Source organism: Rhizobium sp. BE258 (genome assembly GCF_031457345.1).
In the GTDB taxonomy this organism is placed as follows: Bacteria; Pseudomonadota; Alphaproteobacteria; order Rhizobiales; family Rhizobiaceae; genus Rhizobium.
Map to the genome: position 1 here is coordinate 300,223 of NZ_JAVDWL010000002.1, position 17,700 is coordinate 317,922.

General features: G+C 62.3%; 23 protein-coding genes. 9 read left to right on the forward strand and 14 right to left on the reverse strand.

What is annotated here, in order from left to right; translation table 11 throughout:
* Positions 1-30: 30 nt before the first annotated feature.
* The 3 genes from J2X43_RS06690 to J2X43_RS06700 all read right to left on the reverse strand — a co-directional run bounded on the left by J2X43_RS06690 (position 31) and on the right by J2X43_RS06700 (position 2,983).
* Positions 31-1,293, reverse strand: coding sequence for a 3-phosphoshikimate 1-carboxyvinyltransferase (locus J2X43_RS06690; RefSeq protein WP_310292331.1), 1,263 nt, complete (start codon positions 1,291-1,293; stop codon positions 31-33).
* A 74-nt stretch (positions 1,294-1,367) separates the two neighbouring features.
* Positions 1,368-1,919 carry a LemA family protein gene (locus J2X43_RS06695; protein WP_112518686.1) on the reverse strand — a complete coding sequence of 184 codons (552 nt, stop codon included), beginning with the start codon at positions 1,917-1,919 and terminating at the stop codon, positions 1,368-1,370.
* A gap of 104 nt (positions 1,920-2,023) precedes the next feature.
* Entirely contained in the window at positions 2,024-2,983 is a 960-nt protein-coding gene (locus J2X43_RS06700) for a glycine--tRNA ligase subunit alpha (RefSeq protein ID WP_112390529.1), read from the reverse strand.
* A gap of 102 nt (positions 2,984-3,085) precedes the next feature.
* On the opposite strand from J2X43_RS06700, the gene J2X43_RS06705 reads away from it, so the two are divergent.
* Together J2X43_RS06705 and J2X43_RS06710 are read left to right on the forward strand one after the other, a co-directional pair.
* Positions 3,086-3,358, forward strand: a complete 273-nt coding sequence (locus J2X43_RS06705) for a hypothetical protein (RefSeq protein WP_310292334.1) — start codon at positions 3,086-3,088, stop codon at positions 3,356-3,358.
* A gap of 5 nt (positions 3,359-3,363) precedes the next feature.
* A complete protein-coding gene (locus J2X43_RS06710) occupies positions 3,364-3,678 on the forward strand; it encodes a type II toxin-antitoxin system RelE/ParE family toxin (RefSeq protein ID WP_310292337.1) in 315 nt (104 codons plus the stop codon).
* A gap of 41 nt (positions 3,679-3,719) precedes the next feature.
* Here J2X43_RS06710 and J2X43_RS06715 read toward each other — a convergent pair whose 3' ends face one another.
* Both J2X43_RS06715 and J2X43_RS06720 read right to left on the reverse strand, forming a co-directional pair.
* Positions 3,720-3,911 (reverse strand): hypothetical protein, encoded by a 192-nt coding sequence (locus tag J2X43_RS06715; protein ID WP_112538087.1) that lies wholly within the window; start codon positions 3,909-3,911, stop codon positions 3,720-3,722.
* Positions 3,912-3,932: 21 nt separating this feature from the next.
* On the reverse strand, positions 3,933-4,793 hold the full coding sequence (locus J2X43_RS06720; RefSeq protein ID WP_310292341.1) for a S49 family peptidase: 861 nt from the start codon (positions 4,791-4,793) through the stop codon (positions 3,933-3,935).
* Between the two features lie 187 nt (positions 4,794-4,980).
* Here J2X43_RS06720 and J2X43_RS06725 point away from each other — a divergent pair, with 187 nt between their 5' ends.
* Positions 4,981-6,321 carry an Nramp family divalent metal transporter gene (locus J2X43_RS06725; protein WP_310292343.1) on the forward strand — a complete coding sequence of 447 codons (1,341 nt, stop codon included), beginning with the start codon at positions 4,981-4,983 and terminating at the stop codon, positions 6,319-6,321.
* Here the strand turns inward: J2X43_RS06725 and J2X43_RS06730 are convergent.
* Both J2X43_RS06730 and J2X43_RS06735 read right to left on the reverse strand, forming a co-directional pair.
* Entirely contained in the window at positions 6,318-7,094 is a 777-nt protein-coding gene (locus tag J2X43_RS06730; protein WP_310292345.1) for a methyltransferase, read from the reverse strand. The genes J2X43_RS06725 and J2X43_RS06730 overlap by 4 nt on opposite strands.
* Positions 7,095-7,098: 4 nt before the next feature.
* Positions 7,099-7,326 (reverse strand): DUF2007 domain-containing protein, encoded by a 228-nt coding sequence (locus tag J2X43_RS06735; protein ID WP_112390537.1) that lies wholly within the window; start codon positions 7,324-7,326, stop codon positions 7,099-7,101.
* A gap of 108 nt (positions 7,327-7,434) precedes the next feature.
* On the opposite strand from J2X43_RS06735, the gene J2X43_RS06740 reads away from it, so the two are divergent.
* Complete coding sequence (locus J2X43_RS06740) at positions 7,435-8,451, forward strand: polyprenyl synthetase family protein (RefSeq protein ID WP_112390538.1); 1,017 nt, start codon at positions 7,435-7,437, stop codon at positions 8,449-8,451.
* Here the strand turns inward: J2X43_RS06740 and J2X43_RS06745 are convergent, their stop codons facing one another.
* Entirely contained in the window at positions 8,452-8,601 is a 150-nt protein-coding gene (locus tag J2X43_RS06745) for a hypothetical protein (RefSeq protein WP_310292348.1), read from the reverse strand.
* Here J2X43_RS06745 and J2X43_RS06750 point away from each other — a divergent pair.
* From J2X43_RS06750 to moaB, 3 genes are read left to right on the forward strand one after another with little or no spacing between them, the layout of a single operon-like run.
* Positions 8,582-10,414: a tetratricopeptide repeat protein gene (locus J2X43_RS06750; RefSeq protein ID WP_310292350.1), complete on the forward strand. Its 1,833-nt coding sequence runs from the start codon at positions 8,582-8,584 to the stop codon at positions 10,412-10,414. The genes J2X43_RS06745 and J2X43_RS06750 overlap by 20 nt on opposite strands.
* Before the next feature lie 6 nt (positions 10,415-10,420).
* Positions 10,421-11,302 (forward strand): 4-(cytidine 5'-diphospho)-2-C-methyl-D-erythritol kinase, encoded by an 882-nt coding sequence (locus tag J2X43_RS06755; protein WP_310292352.1) that lies wholly within the window; start codon positions 10,421-10,423, stop codon positions 11,300-11,302.
* Between the two features lies 1 nt (position 11,303).
* A complete protein-coding gene (moaB, locus tag J2X43_RS06760) occupies positions 11,304-11,849 on the forward strand; it encodes a molybdenum cofactor biosynthesis protein B (protein WP_310292355.1) in 546 nt (181 codons plus the stop codon).
* 2 nt (positions 11,850-11,851) lie between these two features.
* Here the strand turns inward: moaB and J2X43_RS06765 are convergent, their stop codons facing one another.
* On the reverse strand, positions 11,852-12,370 hold the full coding sequence (locus J2X43_RS06765; protein WP_112390542.1) for a glycosyltransferase family 2 protein: 519 nt from the start codon (positions 12,368-12,370) through the stop codon (positions 11,852-11,854).
* A gap of 138 nt (positions 12,371-12,508) precedes the next feature.
* Between J2X43_RS06765 and J2X43_RS06770 the strand changes: the two genes are divergently transcribed.
* Together J2X43_RS06770 and J2X43_RS06775 are read left to right on the forward strand one after the other, a co-directional pair.
* Positions 12,509-13,666 carry a PA0069 family radical SAM protein gene (locus tag J2X43_RS06770; RefSeq protein ID WP_310292357.1) on the forward strand — a complete coding sequence of 386 codons (1,158 nt, stop codon included), beginning with the start codon at positions 12,509-12,511 and terminating at the stop codon, positions 13,664-13,666.
* Between the two features lie 219 nt (positions 13,667-13,885).
* Positions 13,886-14,578: a ribonuclease HII gene (locus J2X43_RS06775; RefSeq protein ID WP_310292359.1), complete on the forward strand. Its 693-nt coding sequence runs from the start codon at positions 13,886-13,888 to the stop codon at positions 14,576-14,578.
* Between the two features lie 435 nt (positions 14,579-15,013).
* Here the strand turns inward: J2X43_RS06775 and J2X43_RS06780 are convergent, their stop codons facing one another.
* From J2X43_RS06780 to J2X43_RS06800, 5 genes are all read right to left on the reverse strand, one after another.
* A complete protein-coding gene (locus J2X43_RS06780) occupies positions 15,014-15,505 on the reverse strand; it encodes a F0F1 ATP synthase subunit B (RefSeq protein WP_112390545.1) in 492 nt (163 codons plus the stop codon).
* A gap of 3 nt (positions 15,506-15,508) precedes the next feature.
* Complete coding sequence (locus tag J2X43_RS06785) at positions 15,509-16,150, reverse strand: F0F1 ATP synthase subunit B (RefSeq protein ID WP_112390546.1); 642 nt, start codon at positions 16,148-16,150, stop codon at positions 15,509-15,511.
* A gap of 78 nt (positions 16,151-16,228) precedes the next feature.
* Positions 16,229-16,456 (reverse strand): F0F1 ATP synthase subunit C, encoded by a 228-nt coding sequence (locus tag J2X43_RS06790; RefSeq protein ID WP_003588243.1) that lies wholly within the window; start codon positions 16,454-16,456, stop codon positions 16,229-16,231.
* A gap of 66 nt (positions 16,457-16,522) precedes the next feature.
* On the reverse strand, positions 16,523-17,275 hold the full coding sequence (locus J2X43_RS06795; protein WP_112390547.1) for a F0F1 ATP synthase subunit A: 753 nt from the start codon (positions 17,273-17,275) through the stop codon (positions 16,523-16,525).
* A 71-nt stretch (positions 17,276-17,346) separates the two neighbouring features.
* Positions 17,347-17,688, reverse strand: coding sequence for an AtpZ/AtpI family protein (locus J2X43_RS06800; RefSeq protein WP_112390548.1), 342 nt, complete (start codon positions 17,686-17,688; stop codon positions 17,347-17,349).
* Between the last annotated feature and the right edge of the window lie 12 nt (positions 17,689-17,700).

Here is a 17,700-nt window from a genome sequence, read left to right on the forward strand (position 1 = left end):
CCCGATCGCGGCAGATGCCGCTTTGCTATCTCAACTTTCGTTGGCGTAGGTCACGCCGAGTGCTGCCAGCATGCGCCAATAGGCCGGAACCGTCTTGCCGACGCAATCCGGATCCAGAATGGTGATGCCGTCGATCTTCAGCCCGGCCAGCGCAAAGCTCATGGCGATGCGGTGGTCGGCGAAGGTATCGATCGACGCCGGCAGGTGCTGACCGGCAAGCTTCGGATCGGCATTGACGATCAGGTCGTCGCCTTCCTCGCGTGCCAGATCGGCGCGGATCTGCGTCAGGCCCGTCGACAGCGCGCGGATGCGGTCACATTCCTTGACGCGCAGATTGGCGATGCCGACGAAACGGACGGGCGTGTTGTTGAAGGCGGCGAGGACGGCGAGCGTCGGCACCGCATCCTGCATCTGCGAGCCGTCGATTTCGGCCGGCAGGTTCGGGAACTTGGCTATGACGTCGTAGGCCTTCGCATCCGGCTGGGTGAAGGCGGCATTGGGAACGCCGAGATCGATCTTGCCCGAGGTCAGCACTTCGGCGGCCCAGAAATAGGTCGCAGCCGACGCATCCGGCTCGATGACGTAGTCGGCAGCCGTATAGCCGGTCGGCTCGACGCGCCAGGTGACCTCGCTGGTCTTCTCGACCTTGGCGCCGAAGGCGCGCATGGCCGAGGTCGTGAGGTCGATATAGCCAACGGCGCCGATATCCTCGCCGAGCAGCTCGATCGTGACGGGCTTGTCGCCGCCCGCCGCCATCATCAAGAGGGCCGAGACATACTGGCTGGACAGACCGCCATCGATCTCGATGCGGGTAGCATCGAACGTGCCGGTGCCGTTGACGGTCACCGGCGGGCAACCCGTTGCCGTGCTGGCATCGATGCCGAGCGTGCGCAGCGCATCGACCAGCGGGCCGATCGGCCGCTTGCGCATGTGCTGGTCGCCATCGACGACAACAGTGCCATCGACGAGCGCGGCGGCAGCCGTCAGAAAGCGGGTGGCGGTTCCGGCGTTGCCGAGAAACAGCGGCTCCTTCGGCGCCAGCAGCTTGCCGTTGCCAGTGACGACGAAGCTGGTGTCATCGGGCTCGTCGATCTGAACACCCATGGCGCGCAGGGCTTCGGCCATATAACGGGTATCGTCGCTTTTCAGCGCGCCGGTCAGCCGGCTGGTACCCTTGGCAAGACCGGCAAGCAGCAGCGCCCGGTTGGTGATCGACTTGGAACCGGGAGGCACCGCGCGGCCTTCGAGCGGCGCCTTGACCGGGATGATGGTGAGTTTCTTGTCTGTACCCATGACGATTGTATTCCGTCCATTACGCTTAAGCCGTGACCGGCCTGCTCATAGCAGCTTTTGCGCAAAGACAAACGTCAGAATTTGACCGTCGGGACGGCGCGATCGGCCTCGTTGGTGATCTCGAAATATTCCTTCTTCTGGAAACCGAACTGACCGGCAACCAGATTGGACGGGAAGCTCTCGACCTTGACGTTCAGATCCCGGGCGGCGCCGTTATAATAACGGCGGGCCATCTGGATTTCGCTTTCCATGGTTTCCAGCGAGGTCTGCAGCTCGGCGAAGTTCGTGTTCGCCTTCAGATCCGGATAGGCCTCGGCAAGCGCGATGACCCGGCCAAGTGCGGCCCCAAGCAGCCCTTCCGCCTGCGCCCTGCCGGCTACGTCACCGGCGGGAACCGCCTGCGCCTTGTTGCGCAGCGCGACGACCTCTTCCAGCGTGCTCTTTTCGTGGGTGGCGTAGCCCTTGACCGTCTCGATCAGGTTCGGGATCAGATCGGCACGGCGCTTCAGCTGAACATCGATGCCCGACCAGGCTTCTTCAGCCATCTGCCGGGCGCGGACGAGGCCGTTATAGATGAAAATGGCATAGAGGGCGATCAGGACGATCAGGCCAAGTATGATGTACATCAAGAATCCCCCGCAACGGAAATAGAGTTGCGGGGAGACTATGCATGTTGCGAAGAATTGTCATCCGGGAACTCACGCGATCGTGAGCTCCCCAAAGCCGTGATTTACGCGGCGTCTTTCGCGAGATTGACCCCACCGGCATCCGTCAGCAGAAACGCTTCGCCGCAGGCCTTGGCCAGCGTGCGGACGCGCAGGATGTAGCCCTGGCGTTCGGTGACCGAGATCACGCCGCGGGCATCGAGCAGGTTGAAGACGTGGGAGGCCTTGATGCACTGGTCGTAGGCCGGGAAGACACATTTGTGGAGGCGGTGATTGTCGCTGTCGCCGGGGGCGCCGGCGGCGAGCAGCGCCTGGCATTCCTTCTCGGCATCGATGAAGTGGCGGTGCAGCATCTCTGTATTGGCGAATTCGAAATTGTGGCGGGAATATTCCTGCTCGGCCTGCAGGAAGACGTCGCCATAGCTGATCTTCTCGTCGCCATCGCGGCCGTTGAAGTTCAGGTCGTAGACGTTGTCGACGCCCTGGACATACATGGCCAGGCGCTCGAGACCATAGGTCAGTTCGCCCGCGACCGGCGAGCATTCGAGACCGCAGACCTGCTGGAAATAGGTGAACTGCGAGACTTCCATGCCGTCGCACCAGCATTCCCAGCCGAGACCCCAGGCACCCAGCGTCGGGCTTTCCCAGTCATCCTCGACGAAACGGATATCGTGCAGCAGCGGATCGAGGCCGATCGCCGCCAGCGAACCGAGATAAAGCTCCTGCAGGTTCGGCGGGTTCGGCTTCAGGATGACCTGATACTGGTAGTAGTGCTGCAGGCGGTTCGGGTTTTCACCGTAGCGGCCATCGGACGGGCGGCGTGACGGCTGGACATAGGCAGCCTTCCACGGCTTCGGGCCGAGCGCGCGCAGCGTGGTTGCCGGATGGAAGGTACCGGCGCCGACTTCCATGTCGTAGGGCTGCAAGACCGCACAACCCTTGTCCGCCCAGTAGTTATGCAGGGTCAGGATCAGCGCCTGGAAGGAGCGCTTCGGGTTCATATGGTCGGGGATCGATGCAGACATGGGAAGTCACCGGTTGCTTATTTTGCCGGGACAGGTGCCACGGCGGGGGACAAGGGTCAATAGATAACGTATGATCGCAATGGTTTCGAACGGATGCAGGCCATGAACGTCAAGACGACCGTGACGCTATCGGATGAAGACCTCCGCTTTGCCGAGGAACTGGTCGAGGCTGGCCGCTTTCCGAGCGTGTCCGACGTCATCGGCGAAGGGCTGGCGCGGCTGCGGCTGGAGGAGAGCGACAGCGATCCGGTTGCGGGAATGGCGGATGAAATCCGGCGGCGGATGGAATTGCCGCGGGATCAGTTTCTGCCTTGGGATGGCGAGGTCATTGCCAAGCGGATCAAGGAGCGGCTCGCTCAGAAGCGCGGTGAATAGGCCGCATGGCATACACGATCACGCAGCATCCGCTCGTGGAAGGCGACCTTCTTGGCGTCGCCGAGCTTGTTGCCGATTACGCCGGGATTGAGGTTGCAAACCGCAAGGTCGACGAGATCGTCGATTTCATCGACCGGCTGGCGGATTATCCCCACATCGGGACGGTGCGAAGCGATCTTTACCCCGGGCTCAGGGCAATTCAGGCTTCACCGAAGTCCGTGGTCTGTTTTGCTGTCGATGACGAGACGAAGCAAGTGCACATCATCTGTGTCAGCTATGCCGGCTCGGATTGGCAAGCTGCGGTTCGCGAACGCCGCTAGATCCGAAGTCCTCCGGGAGTTGGCGTCGGAGCTATCCGAACTCACTCCTCCTCCCGCTTCACCCTGTACTCCCCCGTCACCGGATCCTTCACCAGCGTGCCGACAGCGCCCGTCTGGCGTTCCTTTTCAGCGCGGCGGGATTTTTCCTGCAGGCGTTGGGCGTCGGAGATGAAGCGGCGGTAGAGCCACCAGCCGGCGCATATCAGGATGATAACAGTAAAAAGCTGCGCCATTGCCCCTCGTTCCGCCCCTTCTTATAGTCCGAACCGGCTCCACAATGCCTTTTCTTCGGCTGCTTCGACAAGTCCCGTCGCGAGACCGGATGCCGCACCGTCGAGCGACATGCTGGAGATGCCGGGAACGCGGCGGCCAAAGAGACCGCGGGCAGCGGTGACGAGTTCCAGCTTGGTCTTGTGGCCGTAGCGCTTCTTCAGCTCCTGGCGCATGTCGCCGAGACCATCGATCAGGCCGAGTTCCAAGCCGCGGGTGCCGGTCCAGAACAGGCCGGAGAACACCGTCTCGTCATCCTTCAGCTTGCCGGCGCGGCGCTCGCGCACCATCGCGATGAAGACCTGATGAATCTCGAGCTGCAGGGTCTTCAGGTATTCGATGTCCTTTTCCTTCTCCGGCTGGAAGGGATCGAGGATCACCTTGTTCTCGCCGGCGGTATAGACGCGGCGCTCGACGCCGATCTTCTTCAACAGCTCCGGAAAGCCGAAGCCGCCGGAGACGACACCGATCGAGCCGACGATGGAGGTCGGGTCGGCGATGATCTCGTCACCCGCCAGCGCGATCATGTAGCCGCCAGAGGCCGCGACATCCTCGACGAAAACAAGCACCTTCTTCTGCTTCTCGCGGGCGAGCTCGCGGATGCGGGTGAAGATGAGGCGCGACTGCACCGGCGAGCCGCCCGGCGAATTGATGGTGATTGCGACAGCCGGTGCATCCTTCACGGAGAAAGCCTTTTCCAGCATCGGCGCGACCGAGGCCAGATTGAGTGCCGGGCGGAACTGGTTGCCGCCGCTCATGATGGCGCCCTGCAGCCTGACGACGGGAATAACCACCCCTTCCTTGCGGAAGCGCTTCGGCATCAGCTTTCTCAAAAATCCGGCCATTTCAAATCCTTCTTCGCGTTTCGGCGTCGCAATCCATGTATGCAGCGGAACGGCAAACGCAATGGGTGCGTTCCGAAAAGACCCGGAATGCAGGCGAATGACCGTTGTTGCGATTTCTTGTTGCGAATGACTTGCATTATCATTCTAATCGGTCATAGTGCGAGAATAGGAAACAGGTGGAAATGACATGGATGTTTTGAATCCGCAGAGAAAAGGCGGCTGGCGGTTCGACCGCGAGGAGGCTTCGCTCTCCGACGTCTATCGCAGCGTCAACACGAGACGCGACGGATCGAAACTCCGCAGGATCGCCGCCTTCGCCGGTCCGGGCTACATGGTCGCGGTCGGCTATATGGACCCCGGCAACTGGGCGACGTCGCTCGCCGGCGGCTCGAAGTTCGGCTATGCGCTGCTGACGGTGGCGCTGCTTTCGAACCTGATGGCGATCGTGCTGCAATCGCTCTGCGCGCGTCTTGCCATCGCTTCCGGCCGCGACCTGGCGCAGGCCTGTCGCGATGCGTTTCCGAAGTGGGTATCCATTCCGCTCTGGGCCTTTGCCGAAATCGCCATTATCGCCACCGATATCGCCGAGGTCATCGGCACGGCGATCGGCCTCAACCTGATCTTCGGCGTTCCGCTGGAACTCGGCGTGCTCATCACCGCGCTCGACGTCTTCCTGATCCTCTATCTACAGAAGATGGGTTTCCGCTGGGTCGAGGCCTTCATCATCACCCTGCTCGGCGTCATCGCCGTCTGCTTCGGCGTACAGATCCTGCTCGCCGATCCGCAATGGGGCGCCGTGCTGACCGGCTTCTTCCCGACGACCGAGATCGTCACCAATCCGGAGATGCTCTATCTGGCGCTCGGCATTCTCGGCGCCACGGTGATGCCGCATAATCTCTACCTGCATTCCGGCATCGTGCAGACCCGCGACTTCGGCCACACGCTGCCGGAAAAGCGGGAGGCGCTGACCTTCGCGACAATCGACTCGACGGTTGCGCTGTGTTTCGCGCTGCTGATCAATGCCTCGATCCTGATCCTGGCCGCCGCCGCCTTCAATGCCAACGGCCAGACTGACGTGGTGGAACTCGGCGAAGCGCATTCGCTGCTGGCGCCGCTGCTCGGTCTTGCGATTGCCCCGACACTGTTTGGTATCGCCCTGCTCTGCTGCGGCCTGAATTCGACGGTGACGGCAACGCTTGCCGGCCAGATCGTCATGGAAGGCTTCATCAAGATGAAGGTGCAGCCATGGGTGCGCCGTCTCGTCACCCGGGCGATCGCCATCATCCCGGCCGCCTTCGTCACCATCTGGTATGGCGATGCGGGGACGGCGGAACTGCTGATCCTGACGCAGGTGGTGCTCAGCCTGCAGCTCTCCTTCGCCGTCTTCCCGCTGGTGATGTTCACCGCCAGCAAGGCGAAGATGGGCGAACTCGTCGCTCCCCGCTGGCTCTCGGCAATTGCCTATCTGATCGCCATCGTCATCGCCGGGCTGAACATCAAGCTGCTGTTCGACTTCGTGATCGGCTAAAGCCGCTCATAGGCCGCGCGGCCGTTGTTGAAATCATCGACGAGAGGGGAGAACTTGTGGCTCCCCTCTTCATGCATGATCAGCGGCGCCCGCAGCGACAGCCGCGCCCGCGAGCCCTTGATCGCGGTCACCAGGATGCGGACCGCGTTTTCGCCCTGGCGCGGATGGATGGCGGTGATCTCGATGCCGCCGAAGCGGCGGCCGCAGGCGGCGATGATCTCAGCGATCGATTCCGGGCGGGCGATCAGCGACAGCTGGCCACCGGGGATCATGATGGCACCGGCAGTGCGGATCCAGCTTTCGAACAATCCCTCGGTCATTGCATGCGCCTCGGCCTTCAAGGAATCGGGCGTCTTGCGGTCGCCGGCATCGTTGAAAGGCGGGTTCATGATGACGTGGTGGAAGACCTCGTCGAGCAGCCCGGCGTCGTTGCGGGCCTTGGCAGTCAGCGTCACATCGGCCTCGACGACGGAGACACGGCCCGCCATATGGGCATTGTCGGGCAGCGCGATACTGCGCCTCGCATAATCGGCCATTTCGGACGAACGCTCGAACAGCACGGCTTGCGCCCTCGGCAGCCGCGACGCAACCGCAAGACCGGCCGCCCCGGCACCCGCTCCGAGATCGGCGACCTTCATAGTCCTGTCGTCGGCAACCAATGCGGCGAGCAGCATGGCATCCATGCCCGAGCGATGACCCCGGCCCTTCGGCTGGACGATATGGAAGCCGCCGCGGTGGAAGGCATCGATCGTTTCGGAAACCGCTGGCGCCATCGGCTCACTTTTCCGCGCGCAGCTCGTCGGCCAGACCGGCATCGGTGAGGATGCGGCGGGCCTGGGCGGCGCGCTCGTCGTCAACCAGCAGGCGGCGCGGCAGCATGCCGAGCGAACCTTCCAGAATGCTCATGCCCTGATCGGCCACGAAGCAGTGAATTCCGGCGTCCTTTAACAGGCTCTCCGCAAAAGAGAGCAGGACGGGATCGTTGGCGCGGATAAGTTCATGCATTTGCGGTCAATTCCGTTTCAAATTTGCGCTACGCGACAATTCACCCCTTGCCGCTTCTCCCGCCCCTTTCTATTGTCGAACTCAATGAGTGAACAGGAGTCCGGGTCGTTGGGCGTGGTCATACCGCTTGAAGAAAGCAAAAACAAACTGGCATCCGTCAAGCCGCTGGTCGATTTGACAAAGGCGGATATGGATCGGGTGAACCAGCTTATCCTTTCGAAGGCCGGTTCCGACGTACAGATGATCCCGGAGGTTGCCAACCACCTGATCTCCTCCGGCGGCAAGCGTCTGCGCCCGATGCTGACGCTCGCCTCGTCCTGTCTGTTCGGCTACAAGGGCGAAAACCACATCAAGCTCGCGACGTCGGTCGAGTTCATGCACACGGCGACGCTTTTGCATGATGACGTGGTGGACGAAAGCGATCTGCGCCGCGGCAAGTCCACGGCCCGTACCATCTGGGGCAATCAGGCCAGCGTTCTCGTCGGCGACTTCCTGCTCGGCCAGGCTTTCCGCATGATGGTCGATGTCGGCTCGCTCGATGCGCTCGACGTTCTCTCCTCGGCTGCCTGCGTCATAGCCGAGGGCGAAGTGCTGCAGCTTTCCGTCGCCAAGAACATGGAAACCACCGAGGACGACTATCTCTCGGTCATCCGCGCCAAGACGGCAGCTCTCTTTGCCGCTGCCGCCGAAGTCGGCCCGATCGTTGCCGAGGCCGGCAAGTCCGGCCGCAACGCGATGAAGTCCTACGGCATGAATCTCGGCCTCGCCTTCCAGCTGGTCGACGATGCGCTGGATTACGGCGGTAAGGCTGCCGATCTCGGCAAGAATGTCGGTGACGATTTCCGCGAGGGCAAGATCACCCTCCCTGTTATCCTCGCCTACCGCCGCGGCACGCAGGAAGAGCGCGCCTTCTGGCGCGATGCGATCGAGGGCGGCAACAGCACCGATGCGAACCTCGAAAAGGCGCTCGGCCTGATCACCAAATACGGCACGCTGAACGATACGATCGCCCGGGCGGTTCACTATGGCACGATCGCGCGCGACGCCCTGGCGCCGCTTCCCGATACGCCATGGAAATCGGCCATGATGGAAGTCATCGACTTCTGCATCGAGCGCGTCAACTAATCAAAGGTCTTTGATCGCGGGCTGATTTTGTTGCAGGGCCGCTTCAAAAAAGCCATCCTGTTGTGAATCAGTCATCGCAGCTGATTTCGCGGCCGGAGCTTTGCCGGCTGCATTGAAGAGAGGTTTTCTAATGCGGCAGAGATTTGCCATCCGTCTTCTTTCGAGCGCAGCCCTTGCAGCCGTCCTTTCGCTCGGCGCAATGACCGGCGCGCATGCCGAAGACGCGGCGAAGACGGAAGAAGCCAGCCCGACCGTGATGTTCGATCCGGATACGGTTTCCACCTTCTCCGGTGCCTTCCTTGCTGCCCGCACCGCCGATGTCGACCACGACTACAAGACGGCAATCGAGCTCTACAAGAAGGCGCTGCAGATCGAGCCGGGCAATCCGGAAATCCGCCAGCGCCTGATGATCTCGCTGCTGCTCAGCGGCGATTTCAAGGAAGGCGTCAAATACGCCAACGAACTGAAACTCGACCCAAGCATCGAGCGCGTGACGACGGTCGTGCGCAGCATGGATGCCGTCAGCCGCGGCGACTACAAGGGCGCCGAAGCGATCCTGAAATATGATGGTCCGAACGATCTGGACCGGATGATGAACGACCTGCTGTCGGCCTGGTCGCGCCTTGGCGCCGGACGCGGCAAGGAAGCGCTGGCGATGGTCGAGAAGATGAAGGGACCGGACTGGTTCCGCATCTTCCAGAACTACCATGCCGGCGCGATCGCCATCGTCAACGGCAATATCGCGTCGGCCCGCAAGCATCTGAACGACGCAGTGCTCGACAAGGATGGCGGCGCTACCGCCCCCGACACGTTCATGCGCTCGATCATGGCGCTGGCCCGCCTCGAAGCATCGCAGGGCAACAAGCAGAAGGCACTGGACGCCATTTCCGTCGGCGACAATTTGCTGCCGAACTACGCGCCGCTGAAGGCGCTGCGCCAGAGCATCGAAAGCGGCGAAAAGCCGAAGCAGCAGGTCGAGAACGCTGCACAGGGTGCGGCTGCCGTGCTCTTCTCCGTCGGCGCCGCGCTGAACCGCGATGGTGCCGAAGACATCGTTTCGCTCTACCTGCAGACCGCCAATGCGCTTGATCCCGACAGCCCCGATACGCTGGTTCTGCTCGGCGGCATTGCCGAGAAGCAGGAACAGATGGACCGCGCCATCGAGTTCTATCAGAAGGTTCCTGCGGATTCGCCGATGCGCCGCATCTCCGAACTGCAGCTCGGCCTGGCGCTCGCCCAGGGCGGCAAGGTAGACGAGGCCCGCAAGCATCTGCAGCAGCTGATCACCTCCGACCCGAGCGATATCCGCAGCTACCTCGCCTATGGCAGCGTCCTGTCCGACGCCAAGGACTATCCGGCGATGGCCGCCAACTACGACAAGGCCGTCGAGGCAATCGGCGCGCTGCCGGGCCGCTCCGACTGGACCGTGTTCTTCCAGCGCGGCATCGCCTATGAGCGGCTGAAGAAGTGGGATCAGGCCGAGCCGAATTTCCGCAAGGCGCTGGAACTCAATCCGGACCAGCCGCAGGTTCTGAACTATCTGGGCTATTCCTGGATCGACATGAACAAGAACCTCGACGAAGGCCTGACGATGATCAAGAAGGCCGTCGATCTGCGCCCTGACGACGGCTACATCATCGATTCGCTGGGCTGGGCCTACTACCGCCTCAACCGCTTCGACGATGCCGTAGCGGAACTCGAGAAGGCCGCCGAGATCAAGGCTGGCGATGCGACGATCAACGATCACCTTGGTGATGCCTACTGGCATGTCGGCCGCAAGCTTGAGGCCGTCTATCAGTGGAACCGGGCGCTGAACTCGCAGCCCGAGGAAGCCGATATCCCGAAGATCAAGGACAAGATCGCCAACGGCCTGAAGCCGGAGAACGACGACGCCAAGTCTGCCGACAAGAAGCAACCGGACCCAGCGCCGGTCGCTCCGCCGCCTGTCGACAAGAAGTCCTGATAGCGCATGCCGGATGCGGAGAGCCGCCGTTTCACGGTGACTGAAGACGCGCCTGCGAAAATCAATCTGGCCCTGCATGTGACGGGCCAGAGAGATGATGGTTACCATCTGCTCGACATGCTGGTGACCTTCACGGCGCATGGCGACCGGCTGAGCTTTACTTCTGCCGATAGAGACGGCTTTACCTTGGGCGGGCGCTTTGCCGCTGACCTCGGCGGCGAGCCGGGCAGCAATCTGGTGCTCAAGGCGCGCGATCTCCTGCGCCAGGCGGCTTTCGCCCAGCGTGGCCACGCGCCTGCGGTTTCCATCCATCTCGAGAAGAACCTGCCCATCGCCTCGGGGATCGGCGGCGGTTCTGCGGATGCGGCCGCGGCACTGCGCGGGCTTCAGCGCTTCTGGAATGTGCGCTTGCCTGCCGATATCCGTTCGGCGCTCGCCCTTCAGCTTGGCGCCGATGTGCCGATGTGTCTGGAAAGCCGGCCGCTGATTGCGCGCGGCATCGGCGAGGAGATCGAGCACGCCGCACTGCCCCGGCTCTATCTGGTATTGGCCAATCCGCTGAAGGCCGTCTCGACGCCTCAGATCTTCCGGCTGCTGACCGAGAAGAACAACCGGCCGCTCGATCTTGCGGCCGGAGACTGGATGGCAGCGATTGCCGCCAATCGCAACGATCTGGAGCCGCCGGCACGCGGCCTGACGCCTGAAATCGCCGAGATCTCGGCGCTGCTTGTGGAGAGCGGCGCAGGGCTCGTGCGGATGTCGGGGTCGGGCGCCACCTGCTTCGGCATCTTCCCCTCCCTTGCGGCGGCTGAAGCGGCCGAGCAGCAGCTTCACAGGCTGCGGCCGGACTGGTATTTCCAGGCAACGGAAACAGCCGCGGGAGAATGACATGCCTGGCATAGACAAGAACCGCCCGTTCATCCCCGTCGGCATCGCCGTGCTGACCGTATCGGATACCCGCAGCCTCGAGAATGACAAGTCGGGCGATACGCTCGCCGCCCGCATCGCCGAGGCTGGCCACAAGCTCATCGACCGCGCCATCGTGCAGGATGACAAACAGGCGATCGCCGCGCGCGTGAAGGCCTGGATGGAGACCGACGGCATCGACGTCGTCATCACCACCGGTGGAACCGGCTTTACCGGCCGCGACGTGACGCCCGAGGCGCTGGAGCCTCTGTTCGAGAAGCGCATGGACGGCTTCTCGGAGGTGTTTCACCGCATCTCCTACGACAAGATCGGCACCTCGACGATCCAGTCACGCGCCACCGCAGGCGTTGCCAATGCCACCTTCATCTTCGTGCTGCCAGGCTCTCCCGGCGCCTGCAAGGATGCGTGGGACGGGATATTGAAGGCGCAGCTCGACTACCGGCACATGCCCTGCAATTTCGTGGAGATCATGCCGCGGCTTGACGAGCATCTGAAGCGCGGCGGCTGATTCTATCTGGCGGCGCGCGCCACCCAGGAAGGAATCAATTCACTGGAGAGCTGCCTGAGCTTCTGTCCCTTGGGAAATTCCGACAGCCGCATGCCGCTCTTTGCCGAGGCGATCGCCTGGTTCTTGGGGACAAGATAGGCAAGCTCCAGCGGTGGCACCGAGCGGCCGAGACGCTGCAGCAGCGGACGGCGATAGGCACGCGAGGCGGTGAAGCGGGCGGGCAATCTGTTCAGCGCCACATATTCGGCGATCTCGTCGATCCAGCCCGCCTGCGGGCGCGCGCCCGGCTCGACGAAGAGCAGCCATTCGCCACGCGCCGAGCGCAATATGTCGTTGATATCCCACTCAGAATGAAAGCGGCAACCGGCCGCGTCCGCCACCCGCGAGGTGCCGTCGCGCGAGCCGTGATCAAGCACCACGACATCGCTGACAAGGCCTTCGACCGCGCCTGCAACCAGCACCGATAACGTCTGCGCCAGCTCCGGTTCCTGATCCTGGCACTCGAGAACAACTGTCAACATTGCCTATTTATAATGCGCCGCACAAAACTTTGCCAGCGCGACTTTCCTCATTTTGTTCTTGCATTGTTCTCGTTTTCTGATTAGGAATTTAATCATCAAGAACGGGCGAAGGCAACGCCTCCGCTGCGGGAGAATCCGATGAACGAACAGTCCCTTGCAGGGCAGGCCGCATTCGCGCCTGCCAACACGGCAGATATTGCCGAAGCGCTGATCGCCCAGTCTGGCTTGCGCGTGGATGCCGAACGCCGCCGCGGACGCGGCGCCGGGCTCAATCCCGGCGGACGGTTCGAGCCGCAGAGCCGCGAGAGCTTCGACGACGGCTGGCAGACGCTGGAGGAACTGCCGCCCTTCAAGACCGAAGTGCAGATCGAAAAGCCGCGCACCGCGATCACCCGCAACGAGTCGCCCGACATTCCGTTCGACCGGTCAATCAACCCCTATCGCGGCTGCGAGCATGGCTGCATCTATTGCTTCGCCCGGCCGAGCCACGCCTATATGGGGCTTTCGGCGGGGCTTGATTTCGAGGCCAAGCTCTTTGCCAAGCCGGATGCCGCCAAGCTTCTGGAACGCGAACTTGCAAAGCCCGGTTACAAGCCGCGGGTGATCGCGATCGGCACCAATACCGATCCCTATCAGCCGATCGAAAAGGAATGGCGCATCATGCGGCAGATCCTCGAAGTGCTCGACAAGGCCAATCATCCTGTCTCGATCGTCACCAAGTCGGCGATGATCATGCGGGATATCGATATCCTGAAAAGCATGGCGGAACGCGGCCTGGTGCGCGCCTCGCTGTCGGTGACGACGCTCGACCGCAAGCTTGCCCGGACCATGGAGCCGCGCGCCTCGACGCCGCCACGGCGGCTGGAAGCGATCCATGCTCTGAGCGAGGCCGGTATCCCGACCTCCGTCATGGCCGCCCCTGTGATCCCGGCCCTGAACGACCACGAGATCGAACGCATTCTCGATGCCGCGCATGCTGCCGGTGCGCGCGAGGCGGGCTTTGTCATCCTGCGGCTGCCGCTGGAGGTCTCGCCGCTGTTTCGCGACTGGCTGCTGCAGCATTACCCGGATCGCTACCGGCACGTCATGTCGCTGGTGCGCTCGATGCGCGGCGGTAAGGATTACGACGCCGATTTCGGCAAGCGCATGAAGGGTGCCGGCCCCTATGCCTGGCAGATTGCCCGGCGCTTCGAGATGGCCACCAAGCGGCTCGGCATGGTCAGGCGCAGCATGCCGCTGCGCGACGATCTCTTCGTGCCGCCCGACGGCAGCGGCGTGCAGCTGTCGCTGCTCTGAAACTTCCCGCCCGCTGGCACGGGCGCGAGGAGAAACGGCGCGTCCGTTTCGAACGGCAGGCAGACGATGCCTGCTGAGGAATTACCCGCAGGAGACCGCCGCCCTGGTCTCTTGCACGCCGCGAATGGGTCCCCTGCCCCTTCGCGGTCCTAGCCCCCGGCCCGCCGCCCTGTTCCGGGGGCTTGCAGGAAATCGGGTTGGCGTGCGAGGTTCAGCCGCATGAAACGTCGCACGCCACCCGATTCTCCTCTGCTTTTCGAAGACGCGCCACTCACTCCGGATTTCAAGCTGGAACTGAAGGCACGCAAGGCCGGCCACTGGCCGGTTGCCGGTGCCGACGAAGCCGGGCGCGGGCCTCTGGCTGGTCCGGTGGTGGCTGCCGCCGTCATTCTCCATCCCAAACGCATTCCCGAGGGGCTGAACGATTCCAAGCAGCTCTCGGCGGCCAAGCGCGAAGAGCTGTTCGTGCAGATCCTGGCGACGGCGACAGTCTCGATCGCCTCATCGAGCGCCACCCGCATCGACGATACCGATATCCGCAAGGCGAGCCTCGACGCGATGCGCCGCGCCATCTGCGGCCTTTCCCTTCCGGCCGCCTATGTGCTGACCGATGGTCTCGACGTGCCCCAGGGCCTCAATTGTCCCGGACAGGCGGTGGTCAAGGGCGACGCGCGCTCCGTCTCGATCGCCGCCGCCTCGATCGTCGCCAAAGTCACCCGCGACCGGATGATGACCCGCGCCCACCTCGTCTTCCCCGACTACGGCTTTGCCGTCCATGCCGGTTACGGCACGGCCCAGCACCGGGCGGGGATCGAGCAGCACGGGCCGTGTTCGCTGCACCGGATGACATTTAGGCCGCTCCGGAAGGATGGGGCAGAGCTTGCGGTGACGCAGGAAATGCTTGGGGATTGAGGGTGCGGTGCGCCAGAGGCGATGGCGCGCCCGGTGCCACCTCACCCGGTTGCTGCTGCGGACCAGCTACGGGGATTGAGCCTAGACACGACCACAGGTGCCACCTCGCGCCGCGGCCACTAGCCTCTCCTTCCTCATTCCTGTGCTTGTCGCAGGAATCCAGTGCGCCCCGCTCTTGGGGCGCGGGAGACATATGACCCATCGCGAGCTCGTTTGAGTTATTCACGGCGCGGACGCGCCGTGGCTGGATTCCTGTGACAAGCACAGGAATGAGGTCGGTGGGGAGGGGTTGAGCGAACCCATTGGCTGCCTGCGTTGGCCACGCAGCGCAGCAGGCACGGTGCCACGCTATAATGACTACCAACACCACCAACGCCCAAAAAACAAAAAGCCCCGCACGAGGCGGGGCTTTTCAATCCGTAAACACACCAAACCTTAGTTCAGGCGGGTCTTCACTTCGCCGACGGCGGTCTTGAAGAGATCGGCCTGGACCTTGCCTTCGGCCTTCTGGGCCAGCACGGTCTCGGCAGCGGAGATGGCGAGATCGACGGCCGCTGAACGAACGGCCTTCATCGCTTCGACTTCTGCCTGCTTGATCTTCTGCTCGGAAAGCGCGGTGCGGTTGGCAACGAACTCTTCGGTCTTCTTCTTGGCTTCGGCGGTCAGCATCTCTGCTTCGCGTTCGGCCGCAGCGACGATGTTCGCAGCTTCGGCTTCGGCTTCCTTGCGCTTGCGCTGGTATTCGGCCAGCAGGTGCTGGGCCTCTTCGCGCAGGCGCTTGGCTTCCGCCAGTTCGTTGCGGATCTGATCGGCGCGGTCGTCGAGCGACTTCGCCATCATCCCCGGAACCTTCAGGTAGACGACCAGCAGGATGAAGAGAACGAGGCCGACAAAGGCGAAGAAAGTTGCATCAAGAGCAAATTCCATCGATCAACCCTCCTTCTTGGCGGCTGCGACCGCCGCTGCGACATCAGCCTTGGCAGCGGTGCCACCGATCAGCTGCTGAACGACGGCGACAGCCGTTTCCTCAGCGATCGTGCCGACGTCTGCGAACGCCTTCGCCTTGATATCGGCGATGCGGCCTTCGGCAGCCTTCAGCTTTTCGGCAAGGCTTGCTTCGACAGCGCGGCGGTCGGCTTCAGCCTTGAGCTTGGCGGCATCGCGAGCGGCGGTGCCGATCTGATTGGCCTTGGAGCGGGCTGCGGCGAGTTCGCCTTCATAGGTTGCGACCGCTGCGTCGGCTTCGGACTTGAGGCGTGCTGCCTCGTCCAGATCCTGCGCAAGCCGGTTATGGCGCTGCTCGAGGATGCCGCCGATGCGCGGTGCGATGACCTTTTGCATGAGCACGAAGAAAACAGCGAACGTAATCACCAGCCAAAGCAGCTGGGATGCGTAGGTCGACGTATCGAACGGCGGGAAAACGCCGCCATGATGCTCGCCACCGGCAACGCCGGTTTCGGTATGGACCTCGCCAGCAGCCGGAGCGGCATGCGGATCCGTACCGGTGGCTGCACCCGTTTCTGCCGTTCCCGCCGGAGCTTCTTCAGCATAGGCCGGGGTCACAAAAAACATGCTCACCTCCAGGTGTACTGCAAATGCAAAGGATCACGGCTTGCGGTCTGCAGGCCGTGATCCTTCAATCCACCGAAATTAAACGGCGAAGAGCAGGAGGAGAGCGACGAGCAGCGAGAAGATGCCCAGAGCTTCCGTAACGGCGAAGCCGAAAACCAGACGGCCGAACTGGCTGTCAGCGGCAGACGGGTTGCGCAGAGCGCCGGACAGGTAGCTGCCGAAGATGTTGCCGAGGCCGAGAGCCGTGCCGGCCATACCAAAGCAAGCCAGGCCTGCACCGATGAACTTTGCTGCTTCCGCTTCCATGTTGAACTCCTTGAGATGGTTGTTGCGGCGAATGACTGACGCCCTTTGACGTCGATGTCGTTATCCTTAGTGCCCGCCGGGATGGATCGCGTCGTTGAGGTACATGCAAGTCAGTACCGCGAAGACGTAAGCCTGGAGGAAGGCGACGAGGAACTCGAGACCGGTCAGGGCGACGGTCATGATGAGAGGAAGAATGGCACCGCCGATACCGAGCGCACCAAGGGCTCCGAGCGAGGCGACAAAGCCTGCGAACACCTTGAGCGTGATATGACCAGCGAGCATGTTGGCGAAAAGACGAACCGAGAGCGAAATCGGACGCGATAGGAAGGAAATGATTTCGATCGTCACGACCAACGGCAGAAGAATGCCGGGGACGCCTTGAGGCACGAAGACATTAAGAAAGCCAAAGCCGTGCTTATAGAAGCCGTAGACCAGGACCGTGCCGATGACGAGAAGCGCCAGCGCGAAGGTGACGATGATCTGGCTGGTGATGGTGAAGAAGTAGGGGAACATGCCGAGCAGGTTTGCCGTCAGCACGAACATGAAAAGCGAGAAGACCAGCGGGAAGAACTTCATCCCCTTGGTTCCGGCGCCTTCCTTCAGCATCGAAGCGATGAATTCGTAGGACATTTCCGCGACGGACTGCGAGCGGCCAGGAACGATGGCGCGGTTCGACGTCGAGAAATACAGGAAGCCAGCGGCAACAGCTGCCGAGGCCACCATAAAGAGCGAGGCATTGGTGAACGAGAAATCAATCCCGCCGACTTCGATCGGCACAATCTTCTGGATCAGGAACTGATGAGTCGGATCGTTAGACACCGCTTGTTCTCTCTTCTTTGGCCCGCGGGCGCGGGATCATCATAATGAGCGGAGCGCTGGCGCGCCCTGCCCTATTTGCTGCCGTTTCCGTTTCCGGGCTCGGGTTTTGCAACCTTGCCTGCGGCACGGAGAACATTCAAAACACCGGCACAAAATCCGAGAAGCAGAAGAATAATCAAACCCCAAGGCGCCGTGCCGACAAAACGGTCGAGGAGATAGCCAAGCAGGGCACCAACAATGATAGCGGAGATGAATTCGCTCGAAAGCTTCATCGCCTGGGCATAGCCTTTACGGCTTTCCTCGGCGCGGGCCTCGCTCGCCTGTTCCTCTCTCGCCTCTACACGCTTCGCCTTGAGCTCTGCTCCCAGCTGCGCGCGGCGCCTGTCCAGACTTTCTTCCCGGTCATCCGACATGGTTCCTCCTCC

Coding starts and splice junctions, on each gene's coding strand:
- J2X43_RS06695 (WP_112518686.1), bottom strand. CDS start 1,919: ATGTACATCATACTTGGCCTGATCGTCCTGATCGCCCTCTATGCCATT.
- J2X43_RS06745 (WP_310292348.1), bottom strand. CDS start 8,601: ATGGCAAATCTCTGCCGCATTAGAAAACCTCTCTTCAATGCAGCCGGC.
- J2X43_RS06790 (WP_003588243.1), bottom strand. CDS start 16,456: ATGGAAGCGGAAGCAGCAAAGTTCATCGGTGCAGGCCTGGCTTGCTTT.
- J2X43_RS06730 (WP_310292345.1), bottom strand. CDS start 7,094: ATGGCGCCAGCGGTTTCCGAAACGATCGATGCCTTCCACCGCGGCGGC.
- J2X43_RS06780 (WP_112390545.1), bottom strand. CDS start 15,505: ATGGAATTTGCTCTTGATGCAACTTTCTTCGCCTTTGTCGGCCTCGTT.
- J2X43_RS06770 (WP_310292357.1), top strand. CDS start 12,509: ATGAACGAACAGTCCCTTGCAGGGCAGGCCGCATTCGCGCCTGCCAAC.
- J2X43_RS06710 (WP_310292337.1), top strand. CDS start 3,364: ATGGCATACACGATCACGCAGCATCCGCTCGTGGAAGGCGACCTTCTT.
- J2X43_RS06800 (WP_112390548.1), bottom strand. CDS start 17,688: ATGTCGGATGACCGGGAAGAAAGTCTGGACAGGCGCCGCGCGCAGCTG.
- J2X43_RS06750 (WP_310292350.1), top strand. CDS start 8,582: ATGCGGCAGAGATTTGCCATCCGTCTTCTTTCGAGCGCAGCCCTTGCA.
- J2X43_RS06735 (WP_112390537.1), bottom strand. CDS start 7,326: ATGCATGAACTTATCCGCGCCAACGATCCCGTCCTGCTCTCTTTTGCG.
- J2X43_RS06775 (WP_310292359.1), top strand. CDS start 13,886: ATGAAACGTCGCACGCCACCCGATTCTCCTCTGCTTTTCGAAGACGCG.
- J2X43_RS06700 (WP_112390529.1), bottom strand. CDS start 2,983: ATGTCTGCATCGATCCCCGACCATATGAACCCGAAGCGCTCCTTCCAG.
- J2X43_RS06755 (WP_310292352.1), top strand. CDS start 10,421: ATGCCGGATGCGGAGAGCCGCCGTTTCACGGTGACTGAAGACGCGCCT.
- J2X43_RS06705 (WP_310292334.1), top strand. CDS start 3,086: ATGAACGTCAAGACGACCGTGACGCTATCGGATGAAGACCTCCGCTTT.
- moaB (WP_310292355.1), top strand. CDS start 11,304: ATGCCTGGCATAGACAAGAACCGCCCGTTCATCCCCGTCGGCATCGCC.
- J2X43_RS06715 (WP_112538087.1), bottom strand. CDS start 3,911: ATGGCGCAGCTTTTTACTGTTATCATCCTGATATGCGCCGGCTGGTGG.
- J2X43_RS06785 (WP_112390546.1), bottom strand. CDS start 16,150: ATGTTTTTTGTGACCCCGGCCTATGCTGAAGAAGCTCCGGCGGGAACG.
- J2X43_RS06720 (WP_310292341.1), bottom strand. CDS start 4,793: ATGGCCGGATTTTTGAGAAAGCTGATGCCGAAGCGCTTCCGCAAGGAA.
- J2X43_RS06690 (WP_310292331.1), bottom strand. CDS start 1,293: ATGGGTACAGACAAGAAACTCACCATCATCCCGGTCAAGGCGCCGCTC.
- J2X43_RS06765 (WP_112390542.1), bottom strand. CDS start 12,370: ATGTTGACAGTTGTTCTCGAGTGCCAGGATCAGGAACCGGAGCTGGCG.
- J2X43_RS06725 (WP_310292343.1), top strand. CDS start 4,981: ATGGATGTTTTGAATCCGCAGAGAAAAGGCGGCTGGCGGTTCGACCGC.